Source organism: Kitasatospora sp. NPDC048298 (genome assembly GCF_043201465.1).
GTDB lineage: Bacteria > Actinomycetota > Actinomycetes > Streptomycetales > Streptomycetaceae > Kitasatospora.
This window is the reverse complement of record NZ_JBICYZ010000039.1, coordinates 25,153-50,112: the sequence shown is the minus strand read 5'-3', so window position 1 is coordinate 50,112 and position 24,960 is coordinate 25,153. Positions and strand designations below refer to the sequence as shown.

Genomic DNA, 24,960 nt, shown 5'->3' with positions numbered 1-24,960 from the left:
GCGCCCGCATCGCGGGGGGCGCGTCGCGGCGCGCCGTCCCGTTCGCCGCCCGGGCCCGGATCCGGGCCCGGGCGGCGAACGTGACGGATGCCGGTGTCCGGTGCGCTGTCATCGAGTGGGTCATGGAGTATGTTGAACGCGTTCAAATAGAACCGGACGGGCCCGACGGCCCGTCCGGCGAGGCGTCTTGGGGGAAACGCGATGAAGGTGCTCAGGGGTGTGGCGGCGGCGGCCCTGCTGCTCGGGCTCTGCGGCTGCCAGGCGGCCGCGGGGGCGGGGGCGGGCTCCGCCGGGTCGGGATCCTCCGGATCGGACTCCGCGGAATCGATGGCGGAAGCGGTCTCGATCAACCCCCTCGACGGCAGCCGCCTACTGGAGACCGCGACCGAGAACGCGATGGCGGCCGGATCGGTCACGGCCGAGCTCCGGGCCTCGGTGATGGGCCAGCCGGTCACGGGGAGGGTCTCCGTGGACGGCTCCCGCCACTGCGTCGGGTCCCTCGAACTGTCCAAGCTCGGCCCGGTGGACTTCCTCTCCGACGGGACCCACGCCTGGCTGAAGGCCGGCGAACGCCTCTGGGGCGCCGAGCGCGGCGCGGTGATCGGCGACAGGTACGTCACCGGCCCCGAATCCGACGGCGTGTTCCGGTCCCTGACCGTCTTCTGCTCCGCCGCCGACCGGGCCCTCACCGGCGACCTCGGCCTCGGCGAGGTGACCGGGCAGAGCCGTCGGCGGACGGGCGGAACCACCACGGTCACCCTGGTCGACCGCGACGGCGCCCAGGCCGAGGTCAGCGAGACCGGGACGCCGTACGTCACCCGGCTCCGCTCGGGCCGGAACGCGGAGCCGTTCGACTTCACCTACCGCGACTACGGGAAGGCGCTCGCCTTCACCCCTCCCCCGGCCGACGCGGTCGTCGACGTCGCGACCGCGCTGCCGGCCCCCGCCGAGCGGGCCGACGGCTGACCCGGCCGGCGGCGTGACGCGGCGGCAGCGGCAGCGGCGCGCAGGCCCGGGGCCGGGCTCGACAGGACCGGTGTGGCGGTCGTGGTCCGATGCGCGGCCTCCGCCATGGACGCCTGGGCGAGGACGATGACGTCCGCCCCGTCCACGGCGTCGACGGCGGCGGTGATCGCGGACAGGTAGCCGGCGTGGTCACCGCTCTCGAACCAGTCCCAGGCGCCCTCGACCACCGTGGCCGTCACCGTGACCGGCCGGCCGGACCGGGCGGCCTCCTCCTCGACGAGGGCCACCGTCGGGCCCACGGTGCCGGCCAGGGCGGCGATCACCACGACGCGCGTCGTGGTCCGGCCCCCGCCGGGCGCGGCGGCGACGGCGGCCGCCGCCATCGGACGGTCGACGCGCAGCACGGGCACCCCCAGCGCCTCGGCCCGGGCCTCCGCGACCCCGCCGATCGTCGAGCAGGTGCACAACACCGCCGCCGCCCCCTCGGCGACCGCCGAGGCGAGCACCCGGTCGATGTCCCCCGCGACGGACTCGGGCCCGTCGGCCCGGGCCCCGGCCAGCAGTTCCTCGGACACGACGTGCCGCAGGGGCAGCCCGGGGTGGTCGCGGTCGCGCAGCGCGTCGAAGACCGGGACGTGGACGGACGAGGTGTGGAGCAGCGCCAGCATGCGCGCGATGCTAGCCGCCACGGTCGAACGCCCGACCGGCCGGGTGGGGCGGTGTGCGGGTGCAGGCTGCGCACCTGCGGCACGGCCCCCACCCCCACCGCTCCGCCGCTTCCGGCCGGCCCCGCTGGAGCACCTGCGGGACGTTCGGCGAGGGCAGGGCCAGGGGACGGCCCCGGGGGCGGGCGGCGGCGACTCAGGGGGCGGTGAAGAGCCCGGGGAAGGACGGGGCCAGCCAGGGCCGGCGGCCCCAGGCGAGCACCTTGCCGCGGGCGATGGCGCCGGTGGTGGAGTAGCGGCCCAGTGCGAGCAGGAAGAACGCCACCGGTTCGATGAGGATCGTGCAGTCCGGGCGGCGCGGCGGTTCCTGGCCCACCACGACGGTGCCGTCGGTGAAGGTCACCGTGAACCCGCCCTGGCCGCGCAGCCGCAGCCGGTAGCAGGCGCTGTGGCCGGCTGCGGTGCGGGCGTCCGTCACCAGGGGCATGGCCGTGCGCAGGAACGGCATCGTCAGGGCGACGCGTCGCCGGTCGATCGGGTGTGGCCGGCCGAGGGCGACGGCGATGTCGTAGAGGTGGGCCAGCATGTGGGTCAGCAGGTAGGAGCCGAGGGTGTCCAGGTCCATCGGGCCGAGTGGGGTGAGCATCGGTTCGGTGCCGGTGCGCGGGCCGGCCGCCGTGGCGAACTCCCCTGCCTGCCGGGCGATCTGCTCCGCGAGTACGGCGGGGTCGCGTTCGGTCCGCTCGGCCAGTGAGGCGGCGTTCGCCGCGGCCAGCGCGCCCGGGGTGCCGTCGCCGTACGGCCGTTCCTCGCCGGCGGCCAGGGCGGCCATCAGTTCGTTGGCCATCGCCAGGTGGGCGGCTGCCTCGGCGACCGTCCACTGGGCGCCGGGGATCCGGGTGTCGCCGCGGCAGCCGGCGAGCAGGGGGACGGCCTCGTCGCCGACCGCGGTGACCGCCTCGAACAGCGTGGTGCGCACGGCACCGGGAGAGTGCTGGGGGAACGTCATGGTGGTGAAGACTGGTCGAGTTGCGCACCGGTGTCCAGTGAAGTTGACAGGGCCGGGAGAACATGCGTTCCAGCGGCTCCTCCCCGGGCGGGGAGGGGCCGGTTCCGGGGCGAAGGGCCGGGCCGGTTCCGGGCCGGTTCGCGAGTTCGCGTCCGCAGGCAACCCGAACGGCCTCCCATCGCGTCGAGCTGCCGTGAGAGGAAGAACGACACTGCGGCCGGACCGGCCGCCACGGCAGACGGGGACGGCACGGGCACCATGGCGGGGACGACGGCAGGATGACGAACGCGATACCTCCGGACTTCGAGGAGTTCGTCGCCGCCTGCGGGCCGAAGCTGCTGCGGACGGCCTGGTTGCTGACCGGCGACCCGCACCAGGCCGAGGATCTGCTGCAGACGGCGCTCGCCAAGGTCTGGCCCAAGTGGGCGCGCATCGCGCCCGACCGGCCCGAGGCGTACCTGCGGAAGGTCCTGGTGAACTGTCACGTCTCCTGGTGGCGGCGTCGCTGGACCGGGGAGCTGCCGCACGGGGAGATGCCCGAGCCGCAGCCGGAGGAGGACCCGTTCGAGGGGGTGGTGCTCGGCCAGGTGGTGGCCGAGGCGGTACGGTCGCTGCCGCCGCGCCAGCGGGCGGTGGTGGTGCTCCGTTTCTTCGAGGACCTGAGCGTCGAGGAGACCGCCGAGGTGCTGCGCTGCAGCACGGGCACCGTCAAGAGCCAGACGCACCGGGCGCTCGCCGCCCTGCGCGGACGGCTGCCGGCCCGGGAGCTCCTGCTGAACGGGGGACCTCGTGACCGGAACTGACCTGCTCGGCCCGTACGGGCCGGGCGACGGCGGGCACGACGAGGATGAGCTGCGGGTCCTGCTCCACCGGGCCGTCCCGGCCCTGGCCTCTCCGAAGGACCGGGTGGAGCGTGTCCTCGCCCGGGTGGAGCGGTCCAGGCGCCGCCGGCGGGCGGCCGGTCTCGCGGCCGGGCTCACCGTCGGCCTGGCCACGGCCGTCCTGGCCGCGGCGCCCGCGCTCGCGCCGGCCCCGGTGCGGGGGGTGGGGCTGGGGCCCGCGGGCTCCGTGTCCGCCCCGGCGCCCACGGTGCCGCCCGCCCAGGCACCGACGGGAACTCCGTCCGCCCTTCCCGGGCCGCCGGTCTACTTCCCGCAGTTGCCGGAGATGGTCGTCGCCCTGCCGGTGAACTGGCACATCCTGGCCCTGCCGGCCGCCACGCCGAAGGACAAGTTCGGCTACCTCGGCACCCAGCCGCTGGGGCCGTCGTGCACCTCGGGCGCCGCCTACTGTCCGATCTCCGGGCTGCTGCCCGTGGACGGCGCCGTCGTCGGGTTCCGACTGGTGGACGACGGCAGCCGGGGGCTGGCCGAGAAGCTCGCCCCGAGCCCGTCCGGGCTCAACGAGTCGGGCTACCTCGAGCAGGAGTGCGCCACGCTCGGCGGCAACCGCGAGCTGGGCGGCCGGCGCGCCGTCGACCGTGCCGGCTCCCGGGTCGTGGTCGAGGTGACGGCCTGTCTGCGCCAGCCGTCCGAGTCGACGCTGCGGCAGGTGCGGCAGGTGTTCGACACCATCCGGTCCGCTCCGGCCGGCCAGCCGCCGACCACCACCGCCGTGAGCCCGGCGCCGACACCGTAGGGGACGGGCCCGGGGGTAGCCAGGCCGGGCCGGCCTGACTACCCCCGGCGGCGAACCGCCGGGTGTTCGCCGCCCTTCGGGGGTCGTCGGGGGCGGGTTCGGGCAGGCGGGTGCCCGTCCCGGGGCCGCGGTGGGCACAGCGCGCATGGCTGCGCCGCGGCCCGTCCCCCTCGACGGGCCGCGGCGCAGCGGCTTCACCGGGTGTCAGCGCGTACCGGTCACACGGCCTGCCACAGGGCCGGGACGTTCGGCGGCTCCCAGCCGACCTGGGCGGTGTGGCCCTGGAGGCAGCGGTAGCCGACGCCGTTGTAGGTCACGGCGTCGCCGGCCTGGTAGGTGGTGCCGGCGGCCCAGGTGCCGCCGGGGTTGGGGGTGCCCCCGCCGCCGACGGTGAGGCTGTACTGGGCGGTGTGGGTGGTGGTGCCGGCGGTGCCGGTGACGGTGATCTGGTAGGTCCCGCCGGCCGCGGTCGCGGAGGCGGAGAGGGTCAGCGTCGAGGACGAACCGGCATGCACGGAGGAGGGGTTGAAGCTCGCGGTGACGCCGGCGGGCAGGCCGGAGGCGGTCAGGGTGACGCTCTGGGCGGTGCCGGAGGTGACGGCGGTGCCGACGGTCGAGGTGGTGGTGGCGCCGGGCTGGACGGAGCCGGAGGCCGGGCCGAGGGTGAGCGAGAAGTCGTTGCCGCCGTTGCTGCTGCAGGTGGGGTCGCCGGCCTGGGCGGGGACGCTGACGGCGTCCCAGGCGGCCTTGGTCCGGTTGAAGAAGGTGCAGGTGGGGTCGAGGTTCTTGGCGGCGGTCAGGGTGGTGGTGCGGTAGCGCTTGTAGGTCATGCCGCTGGTCTTGAGCAGCATGCCGCCGTAGAAGACCTGGCCGGCCTGCTTGACGCCGATGCCGGTGACGGTGGAGTTGTTGCAGGTGGGGCTGGTGGGCTTGCCGCCGCCGGGGTTGGAGCCGTTGGACAGCAGGTAGAACCAGTGGTTGAGCGGGCCGGCCGCGGCGTGCACCTCGGTGCCGGGGATGGCGGAGGAGTAGCAGTTCGGGTCGTTGTTGACCAGGGACGGCTGGTAGAGGTTGCGGATCGGGCCCTGGCCGACCAGGTTGATCATGCGGCCGACCTGGTAGTCGGGGTAGTCGTAGCGCGCGGGCTCGTTGTTGTACTCCTTGGTGAGCGCGCCGAAGATGTCGCCGGTGCCCTCGCCGAGGCCGTTCTCGTTGTTGGCGCCGCCGGGGGTGTACTGGTCGATGCCGTGGCCGAACTCGTGGCCGACGACGTCCTGGGCGGCGATCCACTCGCCGCTCTGGCTGTGGCCGATGGAGACGGAGCTGCCGTCCCAGTAGGCGTTGACGTCGTTGAGGCCGACCTTGATCGGCCAGCTGCCGCCGTTGCCGTCGTGGCCGTTGCGGCCGAGCCAGTCGCGGAGCATGTCCCATTCCTTCTGGGCCGCCCACATGGCGTCGCCGCAGCCGGTCTCCTTGGTGGAGGGGCTGCCGTTGCCCCAGAAGTCGCTGGACTTGGAGAAGACCTGGCCGGTGCTGTAGTCGGAGCAGCTGAGGCCGGGGCGGTTGGGGTCGCGCAGCGAGTAGGAGCCGCCGGAGTTGGTGGTGCTGATGGTCAGCGGGCCGGGGCCGTTCCACTTGCTGTTGACGGTGCCGGCGCGGGCGTCGTCGTAGCTGTCGACGACTTCGCCGGTGGTGGCGTCGACGAAGACGTGCAGGGTGCTGGGCGCGGCTTCGGTGTGGCCCTTGAGGACGGTCTCCCAGGCGAGGCGGCTGCTGCCGTCCTTGACCCGGACGACCAGGCGGCGGGTGTCGACCGTGTCCACGGCGGCGAGCTTGGTGCGGGCGGTCTTCTCGGCGTGTTCGGCGCTGACCTGCGGGGTGGTCGGGGCGCCGAGGGGGCCGGTGGTGGCGGACTGCTGGGCGCGGACCCTGCCCTGGGCGTCGGCGAGGACGACGGCGTCGCCGCCGACCACGGGCAGGCCGTGGTAGGTGCGTTCGTAGGACACGGAGTAGAGGCCGCCGAGCCAGGGGGTGACGGTCTTGCGCTGGTAGGTCTCGTCGGGGCCCTTGGCCAGGGCGTCGAGGCCGGCGCTCGCGGCCGCGTCGGCGGCGTTGACGGCGGCGGCCGGAGCGCTCGGTGCCGGGGTGGGGGCGGGCGCGGCGGTGGCCGGCCCCGCGGTGGCGGCGATCATGCCGGCCAGCACGGTCAGGGTGGTCGCGGTGGTCAGCAACCGGCCTGCGGTGACTCTGTGTTGCATCGAGGCTCCTCGCGTGTGGGGGTCCTCGACCGCGGACGGCACAGGGGCCGGTGGCGCGCCGCGGGGCCGTGTGTGGGGACGGCCGTGCGGGCCGTCCGCGCTCGGGTGCCCGAACACTCACACGACGTCATGCCCGGGTCAATGCCTGGTGCGGGTGGTGCGCGGGGCTGGCGAATTCCGTCAAGCCGGCGGGTCCGGTTTTGCGCCAGGCTGCGGTTTTCCTGCAGTGGTTGAGACCACATCAGGTGTCGGGCGGCGGCGGGGCGGGGCCGCGGCGGGTGGGCCGGTTCAGCCGTCGCTGCCGATGGAGCAGTTGGCGTCGGGGGCGTGGACGAGGGGCCAGGCGAGGGTGTCCAGGACGGCGTTCCTGGCGGCCGGGTCGAGGTGGACGATGGGCACGGCCTTGTTGTACGGGTTGCCGTACTGGTCGAGGCAGATCCAGCCGCTCGCGCCCTCGACCCGGTTGTCGCCGTGCAGCCGTCGCCAGCTCTGGACGACGTCGTCGGTCGAGGGCACCTTGACGTCCCCGACCGTCTGGTTGCGGATGCCCGCGATGGCGGTGGAGACCGAGTCGTAGGTGATGATCACGCGGCCGTCGCGCAGGTCGGCGGGGCCGATCGCGTCGGGTGCCTTGGTGTCGGGTTCGCCCAGCAGGTCGGCCAGTTCCTTCGAGGCGGCCTTGGAACCGCCGGGGGCCTCGGTGCTCTTCTCCCCGAAGGTGTCGGGGTGGGCGAGGGCGGTGTAGCGCACGGTGATGCCGGCGCCCGTGGTGAGGGCGTCCCACTTGTCGGCGAACTTCGCGTCGACCATCAGGGTGGAGGCGTGCGAGCCGCTGATGACCGTGTAGTGCTTGTTGCACCTCCGGTTGCCCAGTTCGACGAGGAACTGGCGCAGTTGGACCGGGCGGCCGGCGAAGTAGAGGGTCGTGGCGGCGGAGGTGCAGATGCTCGGCACCATCTGGTGGAAGTCGTTGGCGAGGTTGCCCTCGTCGTTGAAGTCGGGCGGCGACTGGTAGGTCTCCGGTGCGTTGAGGGCGCCCTTGGTGAGCTTCTCGAAGGTCTGGCGCAGGGTGGCGAGGTAGTTGTCGTTCTCGCGCGTGTCCTCGATCACCAGGGCCTCTTCGGGCTTGATGGCCGCCCCGTACGAGCCGAGGGCGCCGGCCTGGTCGGAGTTGCCGGGGGCGATGCGCGCCAGTCCCGGGTAGCGGCGCGGGTCGGCGGGGGTGTTCTTGATGTCGTCCGCGGTCATGGGGCCGGCGACGACCGGGATGTGCTTGTCCGCGGTGAGGTAGCGCACGGCCTGTTCGGTCTCGGTGATGCTGATGTTGATGCCGGCGACGGCCCGCAGGTTCTGCTGGTCGTCGGCCGCGGCCCGGGCGAGCTGATCGGCGACGGGGCGCCACTCCTTGTAGCCGCGGCCGGGGTTGGCCAGCACCAGCCGGATCGGGGGCTGCCTCCTGTTCTTGTTCCGCTCGTCGTTGGCCCAGTGCTGGGCCAGGTAGGCGCCCTGCACCTGTTCGACCAGCTCGCGCCGTTCGGCGGGCGCGGCGGAGGTCATGGGGATCATCAGTGCGACGGTGACGGGCGAGCTGCCGGCCACGCGGTCGTTCTCGGCCTTGATGCGGGCGCTGACCTGCTTCAGGTCGTCGGTGAAGACGTAGGCGCCGTCGGTGACGCCGACGCACTCGTGCTGGTCTCCGCGCTGTTCCACACCGGGGGCGCAGGAGGGGTCGTCGACCAGCCATGCCTCGTATCCCAGGTAGCCGCCGGTGGCCAGGACGGCGACGGCCACGGCGGCCGCCAGTGCGCGGTTCAGGGGCCCGTCGGGCAGGAACCTCATGGTCGGGGTCTCCTCAGATCGGGAGGTGGGGGGCCTGGACCCAGCGCCGCAGGAGCTGCGGCCAGGTCTCGTACGCCCGGAAGAACACCGTCTGGTGGGCGGCCCCGGCGTGTTGGGCCAGGGTGAGCAGGTGCAGCCGGACGCTGCCGATCAGCTGCTCGTCGGGTGGTGCGAGCGGGTGCGACTGCCGCCACAGCGCGTCGACGAGGGACGTGACCGCCTGGTGCACGAGGCCGCCGGCGCCGGCGCTCGCGCAGGCCGGGCAGTCCTCGGGCCGGGCGGCGAGGGCGGTCAGGTTCCGGGGCGGGTGCGGCGCGGCGCAGACCAGGTTGAGGGCGGTGAGCCAGGTGGCCGTGGACTGGTCGGCCAGGCGCCGGTGGAGGGTGCGGGCGACGGTGCCGGTGTCGAGGACGGCGAGCGAGTGGTGCAGGAAGCGCTCGTCGGGCGGGTCGGCGTCCGGCGGGGCGTAGCGGTCGCAGAGGGTCTCGTGGATGTCGTGCCACCGGTCGGCCCCGGGGGTCTCGCCGAGCAGGGTGACCAGGTGGTGGCCGAGCAGGGCGCGCAGGGTGGGGTCGCCGACGAACGGTGCTCCGGTGCCCGGCCACGGGCGGGAGCCCCAGTGGTCCTGCGTCAGCAGCTGTCTGGTCGTCTGGACGCGCAGGAGGTCGTTGTCGCCGGGCGGGTGGTGGGCGGCGAGCGCCTGGGCGGCCTCCTCGTCGAGGGCCGGGGAGAAGTGGGCCAGGCGGGCCCGGGCGGTGTCGTCGGGGACCAGCAGGCGCAGCAGCCGCTCGTGCACCCGGGTGTCCGGCTCGTCGTCGGCCGGCAGGTCGAGCAGGGTGCGGGGGTCGGGGCTCTGCCCGAGGCGCACGGCCCGTCGGCCGGCCTGGACCAGGGCGTGGGCGATCCCGGCCCGTCCCGCGCTGAGGCGGTGGATCAGCTGGGCGGTGTCGGGCCCGGGGTGGTCCGTGCCGAACATCCACGTGATCTCGTCGAGGGTCAGCTGGGCCAGGGGCAGCCGCAGGGTCCAGCCGGCCGGCGTCTGCGGCCGGTCCGTACGCCAGAACGGGCCGGCGGCGTTGCGGGTCGTCGGGTCGACGTCCTCCGGCTCGGGGGTGGCCGGTTCCGGTGCCAGGACGGTGACGACCACGCCGGGCCGCGTCCGCACGTCCTCCTCGTGCCAGACCCGGGTCAGCGTGTCCAGGACCGGCCGGCCGAGCGGGGTGTGGGCGTTGTCCAGGAGCAGCAGCGGGCGTGGCAGCCGGTTCTTGCGGCGCGCCCAGGTGTAGTGGTCGTCGATGTCCGCGAGGAGGGCGGCCGTCAGGTGGCGCTCGGCGCGCTCGCGGTCGTGCGGGTTGCCGCGGAAGCCCCGGGCGAGTTCGGAGAGCTGGACGTTCGCCTCGCCCTGGGCGCTGACCCGGCGTTCGGCCCACCAGCGCAGGCCGTTCCTGTTGGCGCGGGCGCCGAGCAGTTCGGTGGCGACGATGTCGGCGAGCGAGGCGACGAGTTCGTTGACCCCGGGGCCCAGCCCCGCCGCGGTGCCGATGTTCGGGGCGACCTGTCTGGTCCAGCCCGCCACCTTGTCCCGGCGCGCCTGGGCGTCGGGCTGGCTCTCGCGCAGCAGGCTCTCCAGGCGCCGGCCGGCGGCCTCCAGTTCGCCGAGCCCGACGGTCTGCCAGCTGGTGACCGCCAGCAGGCCCTGGGTGAGCCGGGGGAAGGACAGGCCCGCGCCGAACCGGTTCGCCTGCCGGCTCAGCTCGTACCGCAGGTGGAAGAGCAGGTCCGAGGTGTGGGAGGCGTTGCTCAGCCGGGGGCCTCGTTCTCGGCGGGCAGGGCCAGGCCCGGCCGGCCGAAGTCCGCGCGCCCGAGGTCCGCGTACGCCTGGGGCAGTCGTTCCGCGTACCGCTCCTCCAGGGTCTTCAGGAGGGTGGTCTTGCCGGTGAGGCGCCCGCCGGCGCACTCGATCAGCAGGGGGATCCCGGCCGGGACGGGCAGCCGGGTGCCGTTCCCGGGAGCGGGCCCCGCCAGTTCGAGGCCGACCAACGAGGGAACGACGGCCCTGAACACAGCCGCTCGTCCGTCCAGAACCACCGCATCCCCCCGTCCTCCGGCGCGGCGGGAGTGCGCCGCGCCGGATGGAGGATAGGGGAGCCGGCCGGTCCGTCACAGGGGTATCGGCGCGCGACCGGGCCTCGGTTGCCGATTCGTGATGTTTTCCTGATAGGTCATCACATCCCGTGTGGGGAACGGACGGTGGGGCCGGTGGCGCCTGTGGGGCCGGTGGTTCCGGTGGGGCCGTGCCCGATCCGGATCCCCTCCCGCGCCGGGCTCCCCCGCGCGGCCGGACGCCGCGGCCGGGCGGATCCGCGCAACGCGCGGGATTCACCCAGGGCAGAACGCCGTGCTCTTCCCCCGGGGCCCGGGGTGCCTAGGCTGAAGGGGTGAGCACTCATGCGTCGAACGAAGCCCGCGTCATCCCCCTGCGTCCGCAGGCCTCGCCGCCCGCGTCCGGCGAGCGGCCCCGCGCCCGGCGGGAGCCGCTGTGGCGCGATGTCGTCGGCGACGTGCTGCGGCGTGAGCGGCTCGCCCAGGAGCGCACGCTGAAGGATGTCGCCGAGGCGGCCCGGATCTCGATGCCGTACCTGTCGGAGTTGGAGCGCGGGCGCAAGGAGGCCTCCTCCGAGGTCCTCGCGGCCGCGGCCCGGGCACTGGGGCTGGGCCTCGGGGACCTGCTCTCGCTCGCCCAGGACGAACTGACCCGATACGCCCCGAGCCCGGCGGGCCGGGTGGGCCAGGCGGGCCGGGGCCGCACCTCGCCCACCGGGCGCTACGACGGCCTCGCCCTGGCCGCCTGACCGGCCCCGGTCGGCTCCGCGGCCGAACGCGGGTCCGGCCGGGTCCGGCGGGTGCGTGCGGGTCAGGCGGGTGCGTACCGCCGGTCCAGCACCTGGTCGGCGGTGAGCACCTTGTCCCGGTCCATGTCCGCGCGCAGCGTCGCCGGGTCGTGGCGGGTGTGCCGGGCGAGGACCTCCTCCACCTGCGCGCGGATGCGGACCATCTCCTTGGCCGCGAGGCTGAGGTCGGAGACCGTGCCCTGCCGACCGCCGCTGGCGGGCTGGCCGAGCAGGACCCGGGCGTGGCGGAGCACGAAGCGCCGCCCCGGGTCCCCGCCGGCCAGCAGCACCGCGGCCGTGGAGGCCGCCTGGCCGACGCAGAAGGTGGAGATCGGCGCCTGCACGAAGTTGACGTCCTCTCGGCCCTAACGGACCGAGACTCCTCCTACGGTCGGCTGACCGTCTCGGTGGGTTCCTGCTTCAACGCGCTGTGCCGGAACGGGTCCGGTCTTACCTGCGCTCTGCGAGGCGTTTAGCCTGTCCGCCCGTCCGGCGGCCAGGATGTTGCGTGCGGCGTTGACGTCGCGGTCGTGGACGGTCCCGCATTCCGGGCAGGCCCATTCCCGGACCCGGAGGGGCTTGGGGCCGTCCTTGACACCGCAGACCGAGCAGACCTGGGAGGTCGGCTCGAAGCGGCCTATACGGGCGAAGTACCGGCCGTGCTTGACGGCCTTGTACTCCAGCATCATGACGAACTGCGACCATCCGGCGTCGTGCACCGACTTGGCCAGGCCGGTCCGCGCGAGGCCCTTCACCGCGAGGTCTTCCACGTACAGCGCTTGGTTGTCGCGCACGAGTCGCGTGGATTCCTTGTGGTGCCAGTCCCGGCGGCGGTCGGCCACGCGGGCGTGCTGCCGCGCGACCTTCTTGCGGGCCTTGGCCCGGTTGTTGCTGCCCTTCGCGCACCGTGAAAGGGTTTTCTGCAGCCGCTTGAGCTTGCGCTCGGCTTGTCGCAGGAACTTCGGCGCGTCGACCTTCTTCCCGTCCGACAGGACGGCGAAGTGCGTGAGTCCGAGGTCGATCCCGGTCTCGGTGTCCAGCGGGCCGCCGAAGTCCAGGTCTTCGATGACCTGCGGTTCGGTGTCCACGACGAAGGACGCCCAATAGCGGTCGGCGGCGTCCTTGGTGACCGTGACGCTGGTGGGTGCGGCCGGGAGCGGCCGGGACCAGCGCACGTCGAGATCCCCGACCTTCGCCACGTACAGGCGCCCGTTGTCGCGCAGGCAGAAGCCGTTGGCGGTGAGCCGGATGCTCTGCCGGTTGTCCCGCTTGGACTTGAAGCGAGGCGGCGCGACCTTCGGTCCCCTGCACTTGCCGGTGACGGAGGAGAAGAAGTTCCGGTAGGCCGCATGCAGGTCCCGAAGGGACTGCACCAGCACCACCGACGACACGTCCGCCAGCCATGCCCGTTCCTCGGTGCGCTTGGCCGCGGTGATGACCCGCTTCTGAAGGTCGGTGTCCTTGATGTACGGCAGCCCGTGCGCGTGGGCCTCCTGACGGGCACGAAGAGCGTCGTTGAAGACCACCCTCGCACACCCGAACGCCCGAGCCAGCGCCATGCGCTGACCGGACGTCGGATACACGCGGAAGTTGTAGCGGAGCTGCACAACCGAGATCGTATCGATTGGTCCGTGGGATCCGAAACCGACTACAGGCCCGGCCGTAAAGTCGTTACGGCAATGCCCGTTCACTTGGCCTTCGGGTCGTCTGACCTCTCCTCGTCGGAGCAGAGTTGCCGTCGACTCCATTGTCGGCCCGGGCAGACGGCGGCCGGTGGGCGCTCAGCCCGGGAGGACGGGGAGGGCCGGCAGAGCCGGGAGGCGGTCCAGTGCGATCCCGAAGTGGGTGCGGTAGGCGGCGAGGGCCTCGTCGTCGGTGAGGGCCTGCTCGGTGCGCCCGCCGGCCGGGGTGGTGGTGATCAGGCGGCTGCCGGTGATGGTCACCCGGCCGCCGTCGTCGGTGGGCAGCGAGCAGGTCGTCGAGCGGGTGAAGTGGGAGTGCGGCGAGGTGGTCTGCCACCAGCAGGTCGGGGCGAAGTCGGCGAGCTCGTACGGGCGCGGGCCCAGGCGGTACTGCGGTGTGCCGTCCCGCAGGACGTCCAGGTCGCCGTGCCCGCCGGTCGGGACGACGGTGAACGCGCCGTCGGGGTCGGCCTGTTCGCCGCGTTCGTCCAGGCGCAGCGGGTGGCGGCTGAAGCGGCCGAAGCCGACGTCGACCAGCCACGGCTCGTCGAGGTCCACCCGCAGGGCGAGGTGGTCGAACGGCGGGCCGAGCCGTTCGCCGTCGAAGACGCGGGCGGCCAGCAGGCTCACCCGGTAGCCGAGTGAGGTGAGCAACTGGGCGAAGGCTCCGTTGAGTTCGTAGCAGAAGCCGCCCCGGCGGCGGGCGACGACCTTCTCCTGCAGGGCGGCGGGTTCGAGGTCGACGTGTTCGCCGAGGTGGATGCTCAGGTTCTCGAACGGGACGGTGCGCAGGTGCGCGCGCTGGAGCCGGGCGAGGGCCTGCGGGGAGGGTGTTCCGGGGTCGGGCAGGGCGATGCGGTCGAGGTAGGCGGAGCGCTGGGCGGCGGTGAGGCCGGCCGGCGGCTGCTCGGGGTGCGGTGCGTGGTTCATCCGGCCATTCCACCGGGGTGCGGGGCGGGTGGGCATCGGCTGTTGGTCCTACGCCCAGCGGGGCGGGTGGCCATCGGCTGTTGGTCCTACGTCTCGCGGGCCGGGCCGGCCGGTGGGGCGCCGACCGGTGCCCCACGGCCTGCCCTTTCGGCCCTCGCGGGGGCCGTGCCGGGGGCGTAGGGTCGGCGTGCCGGGCGGTGACGGAGGAGGGCCGGGAGCATGCGAGAGACCGTGAGGGGCTCGGCGGCGCCGACGCCCGGGGCCGCGCCGAGGAGGCGTGCGGCCCAGGGCCCGGCCCCGGTGCCCGCCGCGCCCGGTCGGGCCCCGCACCCCGCCGAACTCTCCGCCCTCCAGCGGACGGTGGGCAACGCGGCCGTGACGCGGCGGCTGCAGCGCCTGGAGGATCCCGGGGTCAGGGAGCAGGCGAGAGCGCACGCCGCCGACCCCGTCTCGCACGGCGAGTGGGGCACGTTCCGCGAGGACATGGCCCAGGCGGGATTCTCCCGGGACGTCACGGAGATCGCCTGGCAGCTCGTCCTCGGCGGCATCGCCGAACAGGGGCAGCTCAACGACGAGGCCATGGCGCGGTTCACCGAGCGCCAGGCCCAGCGCGACCACCGCGCGTCGAACAGCTGGTACCAGGAGCTGGTGAAGGTCGTCGGCGACTACCTGGAGATCGACACGCCGACGCTGGCCCTGTGGTCGGGCGGCCGGGAACTCAGCGACTACGCCCGCGGCAAGGGCCACACCCCGCTGGAGGCCACCGCCTTCGGCGCGGTGGTCGACAGGCTGGCCCTGACCCCGGACTGGATGCTCAAGACGCCGATGTGGAACGTCCTGTCCAAGGCCTTCGTGAGCCGCGCCCGCGGCCCCGTCCACATCTTCCTGCGGGCGTACAACCCGGAGAGCGTCCTGATCGCGCAGGAGGTGCCGCAGCTGCGCGTGGTCATGGCGCTCGACCCCGCGGTGCGACTCGTCTGGCACCCGGTGTACGCCACGGAGGACGGGAGCCTGATGGAGATCACCGGGCGTCTCGGCCTGGCCCCCGACGCGCCCTGCTCCGGCCGGGACGAGTGCGTGCGGATCCTCTACGACTACCTGCGCCTCGTCCACGACCCGGCCAACCCCCACTCCCAGCGCGCCCACGCGGAGATGAGCGCCCACCTCGCCGCCAACGGCACTCCGCAGTAAGGGCCGTGGGCTTCGGGGACAAGTCAGTAGGGTGGGTCGGATTCGGTACCGGAGTGGGGAGAGCGATGACCGACCCGAGGGAACACCGCGGCTGGATAGGCCGGTTGCTCGGCGGCCGCCGTGCGCGCGCCGGGCAGGGCGCGCCCGTGCGGCCCGTCGACGAGGACCCCAGGGCGTGGGCGCGCCCCGGGGAGCTGGTGGACCTGTCCTCCCTGCCCCCGCGGGTGGCCGAGGGCCTGGTCGAGGTCGCGGCGGCGATCGACGCGGCCGACCGGGCGCGCTTCGACGGCGACCGGGCCGAGGCCCACCGGCTGCTGCGCGGCGCCGTCACCACGGAGATCGAGCCCTACCGCCAGCTCGCCGAGGAGCGGCTCGGGGTGATGGTGAGCGAGGACGGCGACGTCCGGGAGGCCGTGGAGCTGTGGCTGCGCGCCGCCCGGGGCCCGGATCCCGAGCTGCGCCGTTCCGTCGCGGTCTACCTGGGCTCCATCCCCTTCGCCGACGGCGCGTTCCTGGTGAACGCCGATCCGGCGACCGTGCTGGCCCTGCTCCCCGAGGCGTGGGGCTTCGGGCGGGTGGGCGCCGCGGTGTACGAGGCCTCCTCCCACCGCCACCGGGAGGCCGGCCCCGCGGTGCGCCGCCAGCTGCTGGCGCTCGACGCCCTCCGGTACCGGGACGGCAAGCTGGCCGCGCGGATCGAGGCCGTCCCGGTGGCGGACGAGCGCTTCCCGCGCCGGCGAGCCGAGTGGGCCAGCGGCGCCCAACTGGGCGGCTGCCGCTGGAGCGTGGCCGGCCACCGGGACGGGGTGTCGGCACTCGCCGCCGTCCCGGTGCCGGTGGACGGCCGCGAGGTCGTGGTCACCGGCGGGGACGACGGCACCGTGCGCCTGTGGGACCTGGCCACCGGCGAGGCGGTCGGCGAGCCGATGGCCGACCACGTCGGGCAGGTGCGCGCCGTGGCCGCGGCCGAGCTGGACGGCCGGGCGGTGGCGGTGTCGGTCGGGACCGACGAGGCGGTACGGGTCTGGGACCTGACGACGCGCCGGCTGCTGTACCCGCCGCTGGCCGGGCACTTCGACTGGGTGACCGGCGTGGACACGGCGGTGGTGCGCGGCCGCCCGGTGGCCGTCACCTGCGGCGACGACCTCAGCGTGCGGGTCTGGGACCTGGCCACCGGCCAGCCGGTCGGCAAGCCGATGCGCGACCCGGCCGCCCCCGCCGACCGCCGGACGGGCCGGCCGACGGCCCTGGTGACGACGGTGGTGCTGCGCCGGCCGGTGGCGGTGGTCGGCGACTTCCAGGGGGTCGTACGGGTGTGGGACCTCGCGAAGGGGCGTGAGTTCCTGGCGCCGGTGAAGACCGGGGGCGGCGCGGTGCAGGCGCTGGCCGTGGTGGACGTCGACGGCCGCCCGGCCGTGGCCGTCGGCGCCTGGGACGGCGCGACCAGCCTGTGGGACCTGGCGAGGGCCCGCCCGGTGGGCGAGCGCCTCGTCGCCGCGCACGAATGGCCGCAGGAGGTCGCGGCGGTGGCCACCGGGGCCGGGGCGGCGCTCGCCGTCAGCGACGACTCCGGCATGGTGCGGCTGCGGGACCTGGTCGGCGGGCGGCAGTTCGCCCAGGCCTTCGCCGGGCCCCACGGCCGGACCCGGGCGCTGGCCTCGACCGTGACGCCGGACGGGCGGCCGGTGGTGCTCGTCGGCACCGACGACGGCCGGGTGCACCGCTGGGACCCGGCCGTCGACAGCGGCTCCGTGGGCGACCCGCGACCCGGGCACGGCGACGAGGTGACCGCCGCGGCGACGGTCGAACTCGACGGCAGGGCGCTGGTGGTCAGCACCGCCCTGGACGGCTCGGTGCGCCTGTGGGACCTGGCCACCGGCACCGAGGCGGACACGCCCTTCGCCGAGTCCGGGGAACCGGTGGAGGCGGTGGCGACGGCGGTGGTCGGGGGCCGGCCCGTGGTGCTCACCGTCGAGCCGTACGACAAGGCGGTCCGGCGGTGGGATCCGGCCACCGGGGAGTCGGCGGGCTCGCCGCTGGCCCACGACGACACCGTGGGCGCCGTGGCGACGACGGTGCTGGACGGCCGGCCGCTCGCCGTCACCGGGAGCGCCGACGGCCTCGTCCGGGTCTGGGACCTCACCGCCGGGAAGGTCCTCCACGGGCCCCTGGCCGGGCACGAGTCCGAGGTGACCGCGGTGGCCACGGCGGTGCTGGACGGCCGGCCGGTCGCCGTCACCGCGGACGAGGTGAAGCTGCGGGTGTGGGAGCTCGCCACCGGCGCCGCGCTCGGCGAGCCGATCGACCTCCCGGGCGCCTCGCCGCGCGGCGGGGACGAGGCGGAGGACGAGGACGACGAGGCGGACTGGGACGAGGCGTCGGCCCCGGACGAGGCGGACGGCGAGGAGGACTGGGACGACGACGAGGACGAGGACGAGGACGACGAGGGCGACGGATCGGTCGTCGAGGCGCTGGCCACGGCGGTGGTCGACGGCCGCCCGGTCGTGGCGGCGGCCTGCGACGACGGCCTGGTGCACGTCTGGGACCTGGCCACCCGCACCCTGCTCGGCCCGCCCCTGCGCGCCTCCGACGACGACACCCCCGCGCTGACCACCGCCCGGGTCGCGGGCCGCCCGGTCCTCGTCACCGGCGGCGACGACGGCACTGTCCGGACCTGGGACCTGACCACCCTCGCCCCGGTCGGCCCCGACCTGGTGCTGCCGCTGCCGGTCGGCGCGCTGGCCACGGCCGCGGCGGACCGGCTGGTGGTCGGGTTCGGCTGGGAGGTCGGGGTGTTCCGCCTCGTGGAGTCCGCCGAACCCGCCGAACCCGCGGAGTCCGCCGGGTCGGCCGGCGCCGCCGGGTGAGCGCGAAGGTCCGGCCCCGCGGGGCCGGACCCTCCTGCGGCGCGGGGGGCGTCAGGCGGCGAGGTGCTCCAGCGTGAACAGGGTCGCCCGGTAGGAGTACTGGGCGATGACCGAACCCGCGGCGCCGTTCGGGTCGGAGACCGCGGCGAAGGACCCGCTGTGCCCCACCCGGAGGATCACCTGGTTCGAGCCGGGCGCGACGGGGTGGATCCGGAACTGCTGGTTGCCCACGATCCACCCCGAGCACTCGGACGCGGAGAAGTTGGCGCCGTCGGCCAGCCCCTCGTTCGGGTCGTTCGGGTCCTGCTTCCAGATGCCCAGGCAGGAGTTCTCGTTCGACCGGTTGCGGAAGATGAAGAGATCGGCGTCGTTCTCGTAGTGGCACATCTTCCACTGCTGGTTGTAGCCGCCGGTGTCGGGGTTCTGGACTGCCTGGCTCCAGGCGCTGAGCAGGTTCCGCTCCACGAGCTGTCCGTACGGCGTCTTGATCCGGTAGTAGCCGTCGTCGCAGATGTAGTGGTGCCAGGCGGTCGAGGACAGGCCCTGGGGCGCGGCCGACGCGGGGGCCACGAACAGGGTGAGGCCGGCCAGCGGGGCGAGGGCGGCGGCACCGAGGGCGCGCAGTGCCGTGCCCCGGCGGGTGGTCGCGCGGCGCAGCGGGTTCGTCACGGGTTCCTCCGTCGTCGTCGGGTCGGTGGGCACGGTCAGCAGCTGCTGATGAGGAGTTGGGCGGCCCGGCGCACGGTGCCGGCCGGCTGGGCGGGCGCGCAGCCGACGGAGCCGATCTCCGGGGACTCGTAGGTGGTGAACGTCCCGGGGGTCGGCGAGGAGGTGACCCAGATGCCGGTGGTGGGGCCGGTCTGGGCGCAGACGCGGTTGACGTACTGGCCGGTGACGACGCGGGTGCCCCGGTAGAGGCCGTACCGCCCGGGGTCGTTGAGGTTCCAGACGTCGCTCACGGTCTGGCTGGTGGTGCTGGAGGTGGTCTTCTGGACCGAGAAGCCGACCTTGGCCTCGACCTTGAGCCACAGCGGGCCCGCCGAGGCGGAGATCTCGGTCCTGTTGTCGACGGTGGTGGTCACCGAGCTGATCTTGGTCAGGGTGTCGCTGTGCTGTCCGGTGGTGCCCGGGGCGACGTTGACGATGAGGAAGTCGGTGACCGTCGGGGTGACCTGGACGTTGAAGGGTTCCTTCGCGGTCTGGTCGACGGCCGGGTTGCAGAACGTCGGGAGGGTGTCGGCGTGGGCGGCCGGGGCGGCGCCGAGGACTGACAGGCCCAGGGCGACGGCGGCGGTGGCCGAGGCGGCGAGGGTCCGCCGGCGCGTCCTGTGGACAGGGGTCATCTGTTCTCCTCCGTGGTCTGGCGGACGGTCCGCACTCCTGCGACCGGAACCGCGCGGGTGCGGGCGGGCGCGGTGGCGCGATCCGTCGTGCGGCGGACGCCGCCCGGCCCGGTGACGATCCTGCGCAAGGCCGTCACGATTTCCTCACGACCGGCTCACGGTGCGGGCGGGTTCGGGCATGCCGGACCGCCCGGCCACCATGGCGGCGCCGGTGGCGGGCGGTGCGGCCGGGGCGTCAGGCGGGGAGGTGGGAGGCGACCAGGGCGGCGAACTCCTCGGGGGTGAGGATGCGGATGCCGAGTTCCTCGGCCTTGGCGCGCTTGGAGCCGGCCTTCTCGCCGGCGACCAGGAGGGTGGTGCGCTTGGAGACGGAGGAGGAGGCCTTGCCGCCGGCGCTTTCGATCAGTTCGTTCATCTGGTTGCGGGAGAGGTCGGCGAGGGCGCCGGTCATGCTGCCGGTGACGACGACGGCTTCGCCGGCCAGCGGGCCCGCCTCGGTGGTGCCGCTCTCCCCCGCCGCCGCGGCGGGGGCCGTCGGGGCGGTGACGGCGGTGCCCACGCCGAGGTCGGCGAGGCGGTCCAGCAGCGGGGCGAGGTCGGCGAGTTCGGCGGCGACGACGCGGGCCTTCTCGGTGCCGATGCCGTCGACGCCGGCCAGGGTTTCGGCGTCGGCGGCCCGGATCGCCGTCATGCTGCCGAAGTGCGCGGCGATCCGGCGGGACATGGTCCGTCCGGTGCCGCGGATGCCGAGGGCGCAGAAGACCCGGTTGAGCGGCTGGGTGCGGGCGGTGGCGATCGCGGCGAGCAGGTTGTCGGCGCTGGTCTCCCCCATCCGGTCCAGGGTGAGCAGCTGCTCGCGGGTGAGGGTGAACAGGTCGGCGAGGTCGGCGACGAGGCCGGCTTCGACGAGTTGGACGGCGCGGGTGCCGCCGAGGCCCTCGATGTCGAGCTGGTCGCGGCCGGCCGCGTAGAGGACGGAGGCGACGGCCTGGCAGTTGCGGCCGCGTATGCAGCGCCAGCGCTGTTCGGTGGTGTCGATGGCGTCGCCGCAGCGCGGGCAGGCCTCGGGGAAGGCGATCGGCTGCTCGTCGCCGGTGCGGGCGTCGAGGACGGGGGCCTCGACCCGGGGGATGACGTCGCCGGGTATCGCTGCACAAGGCGTGTCCCGCAGCGGCTATGTCTCGTTGAGTGGCAGCTCTCTGAGCCAGAAGCAGAACGTTGGCCTTCCTGCCCGTGTCGCATTCTAACCGGGTACTCGCACTGACTGAGTGTCCGAGATCACATGCCTGCGATTCGCCAGGGCTTCGACCGGCAGCCGGTCGAGGCGCGGCTGGCAGGCCAGGACGGGACGGCGGGTGGGCGGGGCGCCGGTAAGGTTCCGGTGCGGCACGTCCACGGTGGAGGGTGGGGGCATATGGGGTCCGGCGGCGAGCAGCGGTTACCCGTTGAGGACTTGAAGGAACAGCTTCGCCGGGCGCGGGCCGAACGCGGTCTGTCGATGGACTCGCTGAGCCGCCGGGCAGACCTGGGCCGGACCACCGTCAGCCAGGCCCTCAACGGGCCCACACTGCCAAGCGAAGCCACCGTGGTCCGGGTCGCCCGTGCCCTGGGGATCACCGCCGATCCACTGCTGGCCCTGCGCGGGCATGCCCTGGCGACGGCGCCAGCAGTCGCACCCGCCCCAGCGCCTGAGCGGCCGGAGAGCGAGTCTGCACCCGATGCGGCCTTCGAGCAGCGGTACCGCCACTACGTGGCCGAGCGGCACGCCCGGCTCTCGGTGGTCGGCCTGGACCTCTCCCAGCCCGAGTACGCCTGCTGGCCGTTGGACACCGCCTACCTCAGCCTGGAGTTCTCCGCACCGAGCGCCGACCCGCTCACGGTGGCTCTCGAGGGTCCGGTACACGCGGCCCCGGTGGCAGCCGTGAATCGGGCCGAGCAGGCGCTGGCCGACCTACGACGGACCCTGGTGCGGGGCCTGGCCGGCAGCGGAAAGACCACGCTGCTGCAGTGGTTGGCGGTCTCCGCCGCGCGCGGCGTGCTGCCCGCCCCGATGGCGGAGCTGAACCGGTGTGTGCCCTTCGTCCTGCCGCTGCGCTCGCTCGTCCGCCGCGGGCAGCTGCCCGGTCCCGAGGAGTTGCTTACCTCGGTGGGCTGTCAGCTGGCATCCGCCCAACCGGCGGGCTGGGCCGACCGCGTGCTGCACGGCGGGCGGGCGCTGCTGCTGGTCGATGGGCTGGACGAGGTGCCACAGGCGCAGCGGGCACGGACCCGGGACTGGCTGAGCGAGCTGCTGGCCGCCTACCCGCGAGTCCGCGTGCTGGCAACCACCCGTCCCTCGGCAGTCCCGGAGGGCTGGCTTGCCGACCACGGGTTCGACGACCTGACGGTCCATCCGATGAGTACCCGGGACGTCGGGGTCTTCGTCGGCCGCTGGCACGCCGCGGCGGCGGAGGCCGGCGCACGCACCGGCCACGAGCGGTCCCAGCTGGCTGGGTTGGGCGAGGCGCTCACGGACACCGTGCGTTCCCAGCGTCCGCTGGCCCAGCTCACCACCACCCCGCTGCTGTGCGCCCTGGTCTGTGCACTGCACCGGGACCGGCGCGGCCACCTTCCCCAGGGGCGGATGGAGTTGTACGCGGCCGCGCTATCGATGCTTCTGGTTCGCCGCGACCGGGAGCGGGGCATCGAGCACCCCGAGGGCGTCGTACTGTCCGAGCAGCAGAGCATCCAGCTGCTGCAGCGGCTGGCTTACTGGCTGGTCGTCAACCGGCAGACCGAGATGGACCGCGACACGGCGCTCGCCCAGATCGCCAACCTCTTGTCAGCCATGCCCGAGGTCGCGGCACAGGGCGACGCCGCCACGGTTCTGGATCACCTGGTGGGCCGCAGCGGCCTGCTGCGCACGCCGGACCCGGACACGGTCGACTTCGTGCACCGTACCTTCCAGGACTACCTGGGTGCCAAGGCGGCGATCGAGGCGATGGACCTCCCGTTGCTGGTACGCAACGCCCATGACGACCAGTGGGAGGACGTCATCCGGATGGCGGTCGGCCACGCCCGTCCGCAGGAGCGTGCCAAGTTGCTGCGTCGGTTGGTCGCCCGCGGGGTACGCAGCCAGCGCCACCGGGTCCGGCTGCACCTGCTGGCGATGGCCTGCCTGGAGAACGCCACCGAGCTGGACCCTGAGGTACGGCAGGAGGTGACAGAGCACGCGGCGGCTCTCCTGCCGCCGAGGAACGGCGAGGAGGCCGCAGTGCTCGCTGCGGCGGGGCCGGTCATTCTTGATCTGCTCCCCGGTCCCGACGGGCTGGACGAGGACGAGGCGGCCGCGGTGGTGCATACCGCTGGCCTGATCGGCGGCGAGGCAGCGATGGGGGTGATGAAGCGGTTCCGGCTAACCACTGAGGATCGGGTGGCTTGGGAACTCCAGTCCGCCTGGGCCCGGTTCGACGCCGCTGACTACGCCGAGAAGGTCCTCCGGTATGGGCCAAACCGTCGTCTAACGACGGTCACCACGGCCGAACAGTTCGCTCTCCTCCGGTCGATGGAAACGACGCCCGAGGTGATTGTCAGCGGCTCCTTCACGGGTAGTGAGATAGCTAACGCTCTCGCCCCAGAAAGGCTGGAGTACCTCAATATTCAAAACAACCCGACCTTGCGCGAGGTCGGGTTTCTCTCCGCATTCACCGAGATGGCCACCCTCAGCCTGCTCGGCTGCACCTCTGTCCGCGACCTCGCAGGACTGGCCGACTCCGCCGTCACAAACCTGACCCTCGACATCCCTACTCAGGCACTCGACAGCCTCGCGGCGCTCACCCGATTGCGGCGGCTGGACCTCTTCATGCCGCTCGGTCTCCGAAATATCGAAGCCCTGCCCACCACGGCCGACCTGACGAGCCTAGTCCTCTCCTCCACGGCAGCCGCTGGGCTGTCACTGACCGGAATTACTCGTTGGCCGCGGCTCGACACCCTGCAAGTCAACGGAAAGGTGCGGGACCTTTCTGCCATCGAGGCGCTCACCGAGCTGCGCCTCCTTATATTGTTCGACGCTGCCCCCGCATCTTTGTACGACGAAGGGCTGCCAGCCTTGCCTCAGGTGACATCCCTCAACCTCGATTGCCTCTCTTACTGGGGCCCGGAGAACCCGCTGGTTACGGTGCCATCCGTCTTCCCGCGCCTGAAGCAGATCGCCCTCTTCTGCCAGGCCAAGGGCGACCGCAGGGTGGACCTCTCGCCCCTCGCCGACCTTGTCGATCTCACCAAGATCCGCCTCTACAGCGCCCGCGAGGTGGCTGGCGCCGAGCTCTTCCCCGAGGGGACGGTCTTCGGCCTCCCCCGCCCCCGCTCTTGACCTGCGCCCTCATACCACCAGCGCGGCCGCCGCGCCGGTCAGCGCGGCGACCAGGGTCAGGGTGGCGGCGAAGGCAGTGGCGCCCCTGGTCACGGCCGCCGGGTAGGTCGCGCCGTCCAGCCTCGCCAGGTAGGCGGCGGCGGAACCCGCCAGGACGGCGACAAGCACGGCCACGACGAACGCGAGGGCGAGCAGGGCAGTAGTGGTCATAGTCAGGTGCATCGGGCGCTCCCTCGTCAGGTGGTTGATGGTGACGAAGTAAGCCTGCCTGCCGGGCTGTTCACCGGCGTTCGGCTGAACGAAGATGAACAACTTCGGTTGGAGCGGCTGATAGCCACGGACGTGCTCGATGTGTCTCGGGTGATCGTTGATTCGGCACACGTACGCGCCTGCACCCGATCCTGCCGCGGGGAGACGACCCGATTACCACGTCGGACACACCGTTAGCGGTAGCCCCTGCCGATCCGAGCGTCGGCCAACGCGTTGGCGGCTCGCTGAGCCTTGTCTGCTGCCAGGGCTAGAGCCTTGGCCTGACCTTCAAGGCTCCCCAACTTGTTGGCAGCGGAGTACAGCGTGGTCGCACTGTCCTCGAGGTTGGAGAACGCGCGCGCTGACTTGTGCAGCATCAAGATCCCGTCCTCGGAGATGCCGAAGCCGTGGACCCGCGGGTCTGCCAGCTCGTAAGTGAGAACCTTGAGTAGGGAGGCGAGTTCGGGGGCGGTCTTACTGAACTCTTCCAGTGCGGGTCCGAGGCGGTCCAGGAGTTCGCCTTGGGCGGTGGCGATCATCGCGCTGAGCCTGTCCTCCGTGAGGTGGCTCAGGCCCTCCAGGGCGTCCAGGCCATCAGCCTCGCGCGCAGACTTCCAACCCAGAAGGACCCCCACCGGGTACTTGTCACTGCCGGCGCCATCGACGACCTTGTGATGGGCGGTGCACAGCAGGATCAGGTTCGCAAAGGTGTTGCGTTCCTCCTCCGACCACTCCGGGTCGAATCGCTTGCCACCCTTCTCGAAGGCCCGGATGTGGGCGATCTCCAGGTTGAGCACAGGAGCGCCATTGATCATACGAATGGTAGGGACGTCGCAGCCGGGCGCGTAGCAACCCCCTCGGGCCAGAGTCATGAGCGCGGCGATGGTGGCATTGCTGTAGCTACGACGCGGCCTCTTATCCATGGGATCGCTCCTTGTCTGACTGGAAGTCATCAAGACAGTACCGGCAGCTACTGACGACACGACAGACAAGTCCGATACCTGGCCGGGACGTTGGGTGCAATCATGCGCATATGACCTCGAACATGGCGCCTCCTGCCGCTCTGGTGAGAGCAACAGTT

The 24,960-nt window shown here is 73.3% G+C and carries 18 protein-coding genes and 4 pseudogenes; 7 read left to right on the top strand and 15 right to left on the bottom strand.

Annotated features, from left to right (window positions below; genetic code table 11):
• The first annotated feature begins 201 nt into the window (after positions 1 to 201).
• Positions 202 to 966: a hypothetical protein gene (locus ACGF0D_RS26515; protein WP_392883278.1), complete on the top strand. Its 765-nt coding sequence runs from the start codon at positions 202 to 204 to the stop codon at positions 964 to 966.
• Here the strand turns inward: ACGF0D_RS26515 and ACGF0D_RS26510 are convergent.
• Positions 870 to 1,634 carry an aspartate/glutamate racemase family protein gene (locus ACGF0D_RS26510; protein WP_392883279.1) on the bottom strand — a complete coding sequence of 255 codons (765 nt, stop codon included), beginning with the start codon at positions 1,632 to 1,634 and terminating at the stop codon, positions 870 to 872. The genes ACGF0D_RS26515 and ACGF0D_RS26510 overlap by 97 nt on opposite strands.
• A gap of 193 nt (positions 1,635 to 1,827) precedes the next feature.
• On the bottom strand, positions 1,828 to 2,640 hold the full coding sequence (locus ACGF0D_RS26505; protein ID WP_392883281.1) for a maleylpyruvate isomerase family mycothiol-dependent enzyme: 813 nt from the start codon (positions 2,638 to 2,640) through the stop codon (positions 1,828 to 1,830).
• A gap of 278 nt (positions 2,641 to 2,918) precedes the next feature.
• Between ACGF0D_RS26505 and ACGF0D_RS26500 the strand changes: the two genes are divergently transcribed.
• Positions 2,919 to 3,443 (top strand): SigE family RNA polymerase sigma factor, encoded by a 525-nt coding sequence (locus ACGF0D_RS26500; protein ID WP_392883283.1) that lies wholly within the window; start codon positions 2,919 to 2,921, stop codon positions 3,441 to 3,443.
• Positions 3,430 to 4,278, top strand: a complete 849-nt coding sequence (locus ACGF0D_RS26495; protein ID WP_392883284.1) for a hypothetical protein — start codon at positions 3,430 to 3,432, stop codon at positions 4,276 to 4,278. The genes ACGF0D_RS26500 and ACGF0D_RS26495 overlap by 14 nt, the downstream gene beginning before the upstream one ends.
• Positions 4,279 to 4,496: 218 nt before the next feature.
• On the opposite strand, the pseudogene ACGF0D_RS26490 reads toward ACGF0D_RS26495, so the two are convergent.
• From ACGF0D_RS26490 to ACGF0D_RS26470, 5 genes and pseudogenes are all read right to left on the bottom strand, one after another.
• Positions 4,497 to 4,622 (bottom strand): annotated as a pseudogene (locus tag ACGF0D_RS26490) (carbohydrate-binding protein); the annotation flags it as partial.
• Between the two features lie 12 nt (positions 4,623 to 4,634).
• A pseudogene (locus ACGF0D_RS26485) lies at positions 4,635 to 6,506 on the bottom strand (M4 family metallopeptidase); the annotation flags it as partial.
• Between the two features lie 318 nt (positions 6,507 to 6,824).
• Entirely contained in the window at positions 6,825 to 8,375 is a 1,551-nt protein-coding gene (locus ACGF0D_RS26480) for a hypothetical protein (RefSeq protein WP_392920332.1), read from the bottom strand.
• 13 nt (positions 8,376 to 8,388) lie between these two features.
• Positions 8,389 to 9,951, bottom strand: a complete 1,563-nt coding sequence (locus tag ACGF0D_RS26475) for a hypothetical protein (protein WP_392920329.1) — start codon at positions 9,949 to 9,951, stop codon at positions 8,389 to 8,391.
• A gap of 224 nt (positions 9,952 to 10,175) precedes the next feature.
• Positions 10,176 to 10,439 (bottom strand): hypothetical protein, encoded by a 264-nt coding sequence (locus ACGF0D_RS26470; protein ID WP_392920326.1) that lies wholly within the window; start codon positions 10,437 to 10,439, stop codon positions 10,176 to 10,178.
• Positions 10,440 to 10,813: 374 nt separating this feature from the next.
• Between ACGF0D_RS26470 and ACGF0D_RS26465 the strand changes: the two genes are divergently transcribed.
• Entirely contained in the window at positions 10,814 to 11,227 is a 414-nt protein-coding gene (locus tag ACGF0D_RS26465) for a helix-turn-helix domain-containing protein (RefSeq protein ID WP_392920324.1), read from the top strand.
• A 62-nt stretch (positions 11,228 to 11,289) separates the two neighbouring features.
• On the opposite strand, the pseudogene ACGF0D_RS26460 reads toward ACGF0D_RS26465, so the two are convergent.
• The 3 genes and pseudogenes from ACGF0D_RS26460 to ACGF0D_RS26450 form a co-directional block, all read right to left on the bottom strand.
• Positions 11,290 to 11,625, bottom strand: a pseudogene (locus ACGF0D_RS26460) (ClpP family protease); the annotation flags it as partial.
• A 6-nt stretch (positions 11,626 to 11,631) separates the two neighbouring features.
• A complete protein-coding gene (locus ACGF0D_RS26455; protein WP_392920321.1) occupies positions 11,632 to 12,873 on the bottom strand; it encodes an RNA-guided endonuclease InsQ/TnpB family protein in 1,242 nt (413 codons plus the stop codon).
• 174 nt (positions 12,874 to 13,047) lie between these two features.
• On the bottom strand, positions 13,048 to 13,878 hold the full coding sequence (locus ACGF0D_RS26450; RefSeq protein WP_392920318.1) for an arylamine N-acetyltransferase: 831 nt from the start codon (positions 13,876 to 13,878) through the stop codon (positions 13,048 to 13,050).
• A 219-nt stretch (positions 13,879 to 14,097) separates the two neighbouring features.
• On the opposite strand from ACGF0D_RS26450, the gene ACGF0D_RS26445 reads away from it, so the two are divergent.
• Together ACGF0D_RS26445 and ACGF0D_RS26440 are read left to right on the top strand one after the other, a co-directional pair.
• Positions 14,098 to 15,069 carry a hypothetical protein gene (locus tag ACGF0D_RS26445; protein WP_392920315.1) on the top strand — a complete coding sequence of 324 codons (972 nt, stop codon included), beginning with the start codon at positions 14,098 to 14,100 and terminating at the stop codon, positions 15,067 to 15,069.
• Positions 15,070 to 15,134: 65 nt separating this feature from the next.
• The gene (locus ACGF0D_RS26440) at positions 15,135 to 17,936 is read left to right on the top strand and encodes a WD40 repeat domain-containing protein (RefSeq protein WP_392920312.1); all 2,802 of its coding nucleotides are present in this window, start codon (positions 15,135 to 15,137) and stop codon (positions 17,934 to 17,936) included.
• Between the two features lie 51 nt (positions 17,937 to 17,987).
• On the opposite strand, the gene ACGF0D_RS26435 is transcribed toward ACGF0D_RS26440, so the two are convergent.
• The 3 genes and pseudogenes from ACGF0D_RS26435 to ACGF0D_RS26425 all read right to left on the bottom strand — a co-directional run.
• Positions 17,988 to 18,605 (bottom strand): RICIN domain-containing protein, encoded by a 618-nt coding sequence (locus tag ACGF0D_RS26435; RefSeq protein ID WP_392883295.1) that lies wholly within the window; start codon positions 18,603 to 18,605, stop codon positions 17,988 to 17,990.
• A gap of 35 nt (positions 18,606 to 18,640) precedes the next feature.
• Positions 18,641 to 19,279, bottom strand: a complete 639-nt coding sequence (locus tag ACGF0D_RS26430) for a hypothetical protein (RefSeq protein WP_392920310.1) — start codon at positions 19,277 to 19,279, stop codon at positions 18,641 to 18,643.
• A 235-nt stretch (positions 19,280 to 19,514) separates the two neighbouring features.
• Positions 19,515 to 20,420, bottom strand: a pseudogene (locus ACGF0D_RS26425) (helix-hairpin-helix domain-containing protein); the annotation flags it as partial.
• 312 nt (positions 20,421 to 20,732) lie between these two features.
• Here ACGF0D_RS26425 and ACGF0D_RS26420 point away from each other — a divergent pair.
• A complete protein-coding gene (locus tag ACGF0D_RS26420; protein ID WP_392920307.1) occupies positions 20,733 to 23,630 on the top strand; it encodes an NACHT domain-containing protein in 2,898 nt (965 codons plus the stop codon).
• A 9-nt stretch (positions 23,631 to 23,639) separates the two neighbouring features.
• Here ACGF0D_RS26420 and ACGF0D_RS26415 read toward each other — a convergent pair whose 3' ends face one another.
• Both ACGF0D_RS26415 and ACGF0D_RS26410 read right to left on the bottom strand, forming a co-directional pair.
• On the bottom strand, positions 23,640 to 23,852 hold the full coding sequence (locus tag ACGF0D_RS26415; protein ID WP_392920305.1) for a hypothetical protein: 213 nt from the start codon (positions 23,850 to 23,852) through the stop codon (positions 23,640 to 23,642).
• Between the two features lie 221 nt (positions 23,853 to 24,073).
• The gene (locus tag ACGF0D_RS26410; RefSeq protein ID WP_392920302.1) at positions 24,074 to 24,802 is read right to left on the bottom strand and encodes a hypothetical protein; all 729 of its coding nucleotides are present in this window, start codon (positions 24,800 to 24,802) and stop codon (positions 24,074 to 24,076) included.
• Between the last annotated feature and the right edge of the window lie 158 nt (positions 24,803 to 24,960).

What these genes read in the sequence shown, in the direction of transcription:
- ACGF0D_RS26410 (WP_392920302.1), bottom strand. Translation starts at nt 24,802, where the DNA reads ATGGATAAGAGGCCGCGTCGTAGCTACAGCAATGCCACCATCGCCGCG.
- ACGF0D_RS26505 (WP_392883281.1), bottom strand. Translation starts at nt 2,640, where the DNA reads ATGACGTTCCCCCAGCACTCTCCCGGTGCCGTGCGCACCACGCTGTTC.
- ACGF0D_RS26500 (WP_392883283.1), top strand. Translation starts at nt 2,919, where the DNA reads ATGACGAACGCGATACCTCCGGACTTCGAGGAGTTCGTCGCCGCCTGC.
- ACGF0D_RS26415 (WP_392920305.1), bottom strand. Translation starts at nt 23,852, where the DNA reads ATGCACCTGACTATGACCACTACTGCCCTGCTCGCCCTCGCGTTCGTC.
- ACGF0D_RS26430 (WP_392920310.1), bottom strand. Translation starts at nt 19,279, where the DNA reads ATGACCCCTGTCCACAGGACGCGCCGGCGGACCCTCGCCGCCTCGGCC.
- ACGF0D_RS26440 (WP_392920312.1), top strand. Translation starts at nt 15,135, where the DNA reads ATGACCGACCCGAGGGAACACCGCGGCTGGATAGGCCGGTTGCTCGGC.
- ACGF0D_RS26450 (WP_392920318.1), bottom strand. Translation starts at nt 13,878, where the DNA reads ATGAACCACGCACCGCACCCCGAGCAGCCGCCGGCCGGCCTCACCGCC.
- ACGF0D_RS26510 (WP_392883279.1), bottom strand. Translation starts at nt 1,634, where the DNA reads ATGCTGGCGCTGCTCCACACCTCGTCCGTCCACGTCCCGGTCTTCGAC.
- ACGF0D_RS26515 (WP_392883278.1), top strand. Translation starts at nt 202, where the DNA reads ATGAAGGTGCTCAGGGGTGTGGCGGCGGCGGCCCTGCTGCTCGGGCTC.
- ACGF0D_RS26445 (WP_392920315.1), top strand. Translation starts at nt 14,098, where the DNA reads ATGCGAGAGACCGTGAGGGGCTCGGCGGCGCCGACGCCCGGGGCCGCG.
- ACGF0D_RS26480 (WP_392920332.1), bottom strand. Translation starts at nt 8,375, where the DNA reads ATGAGGTTCCTGCCCGACGGGCCCCTGAACCGCGCACTGGCGGCCGCC.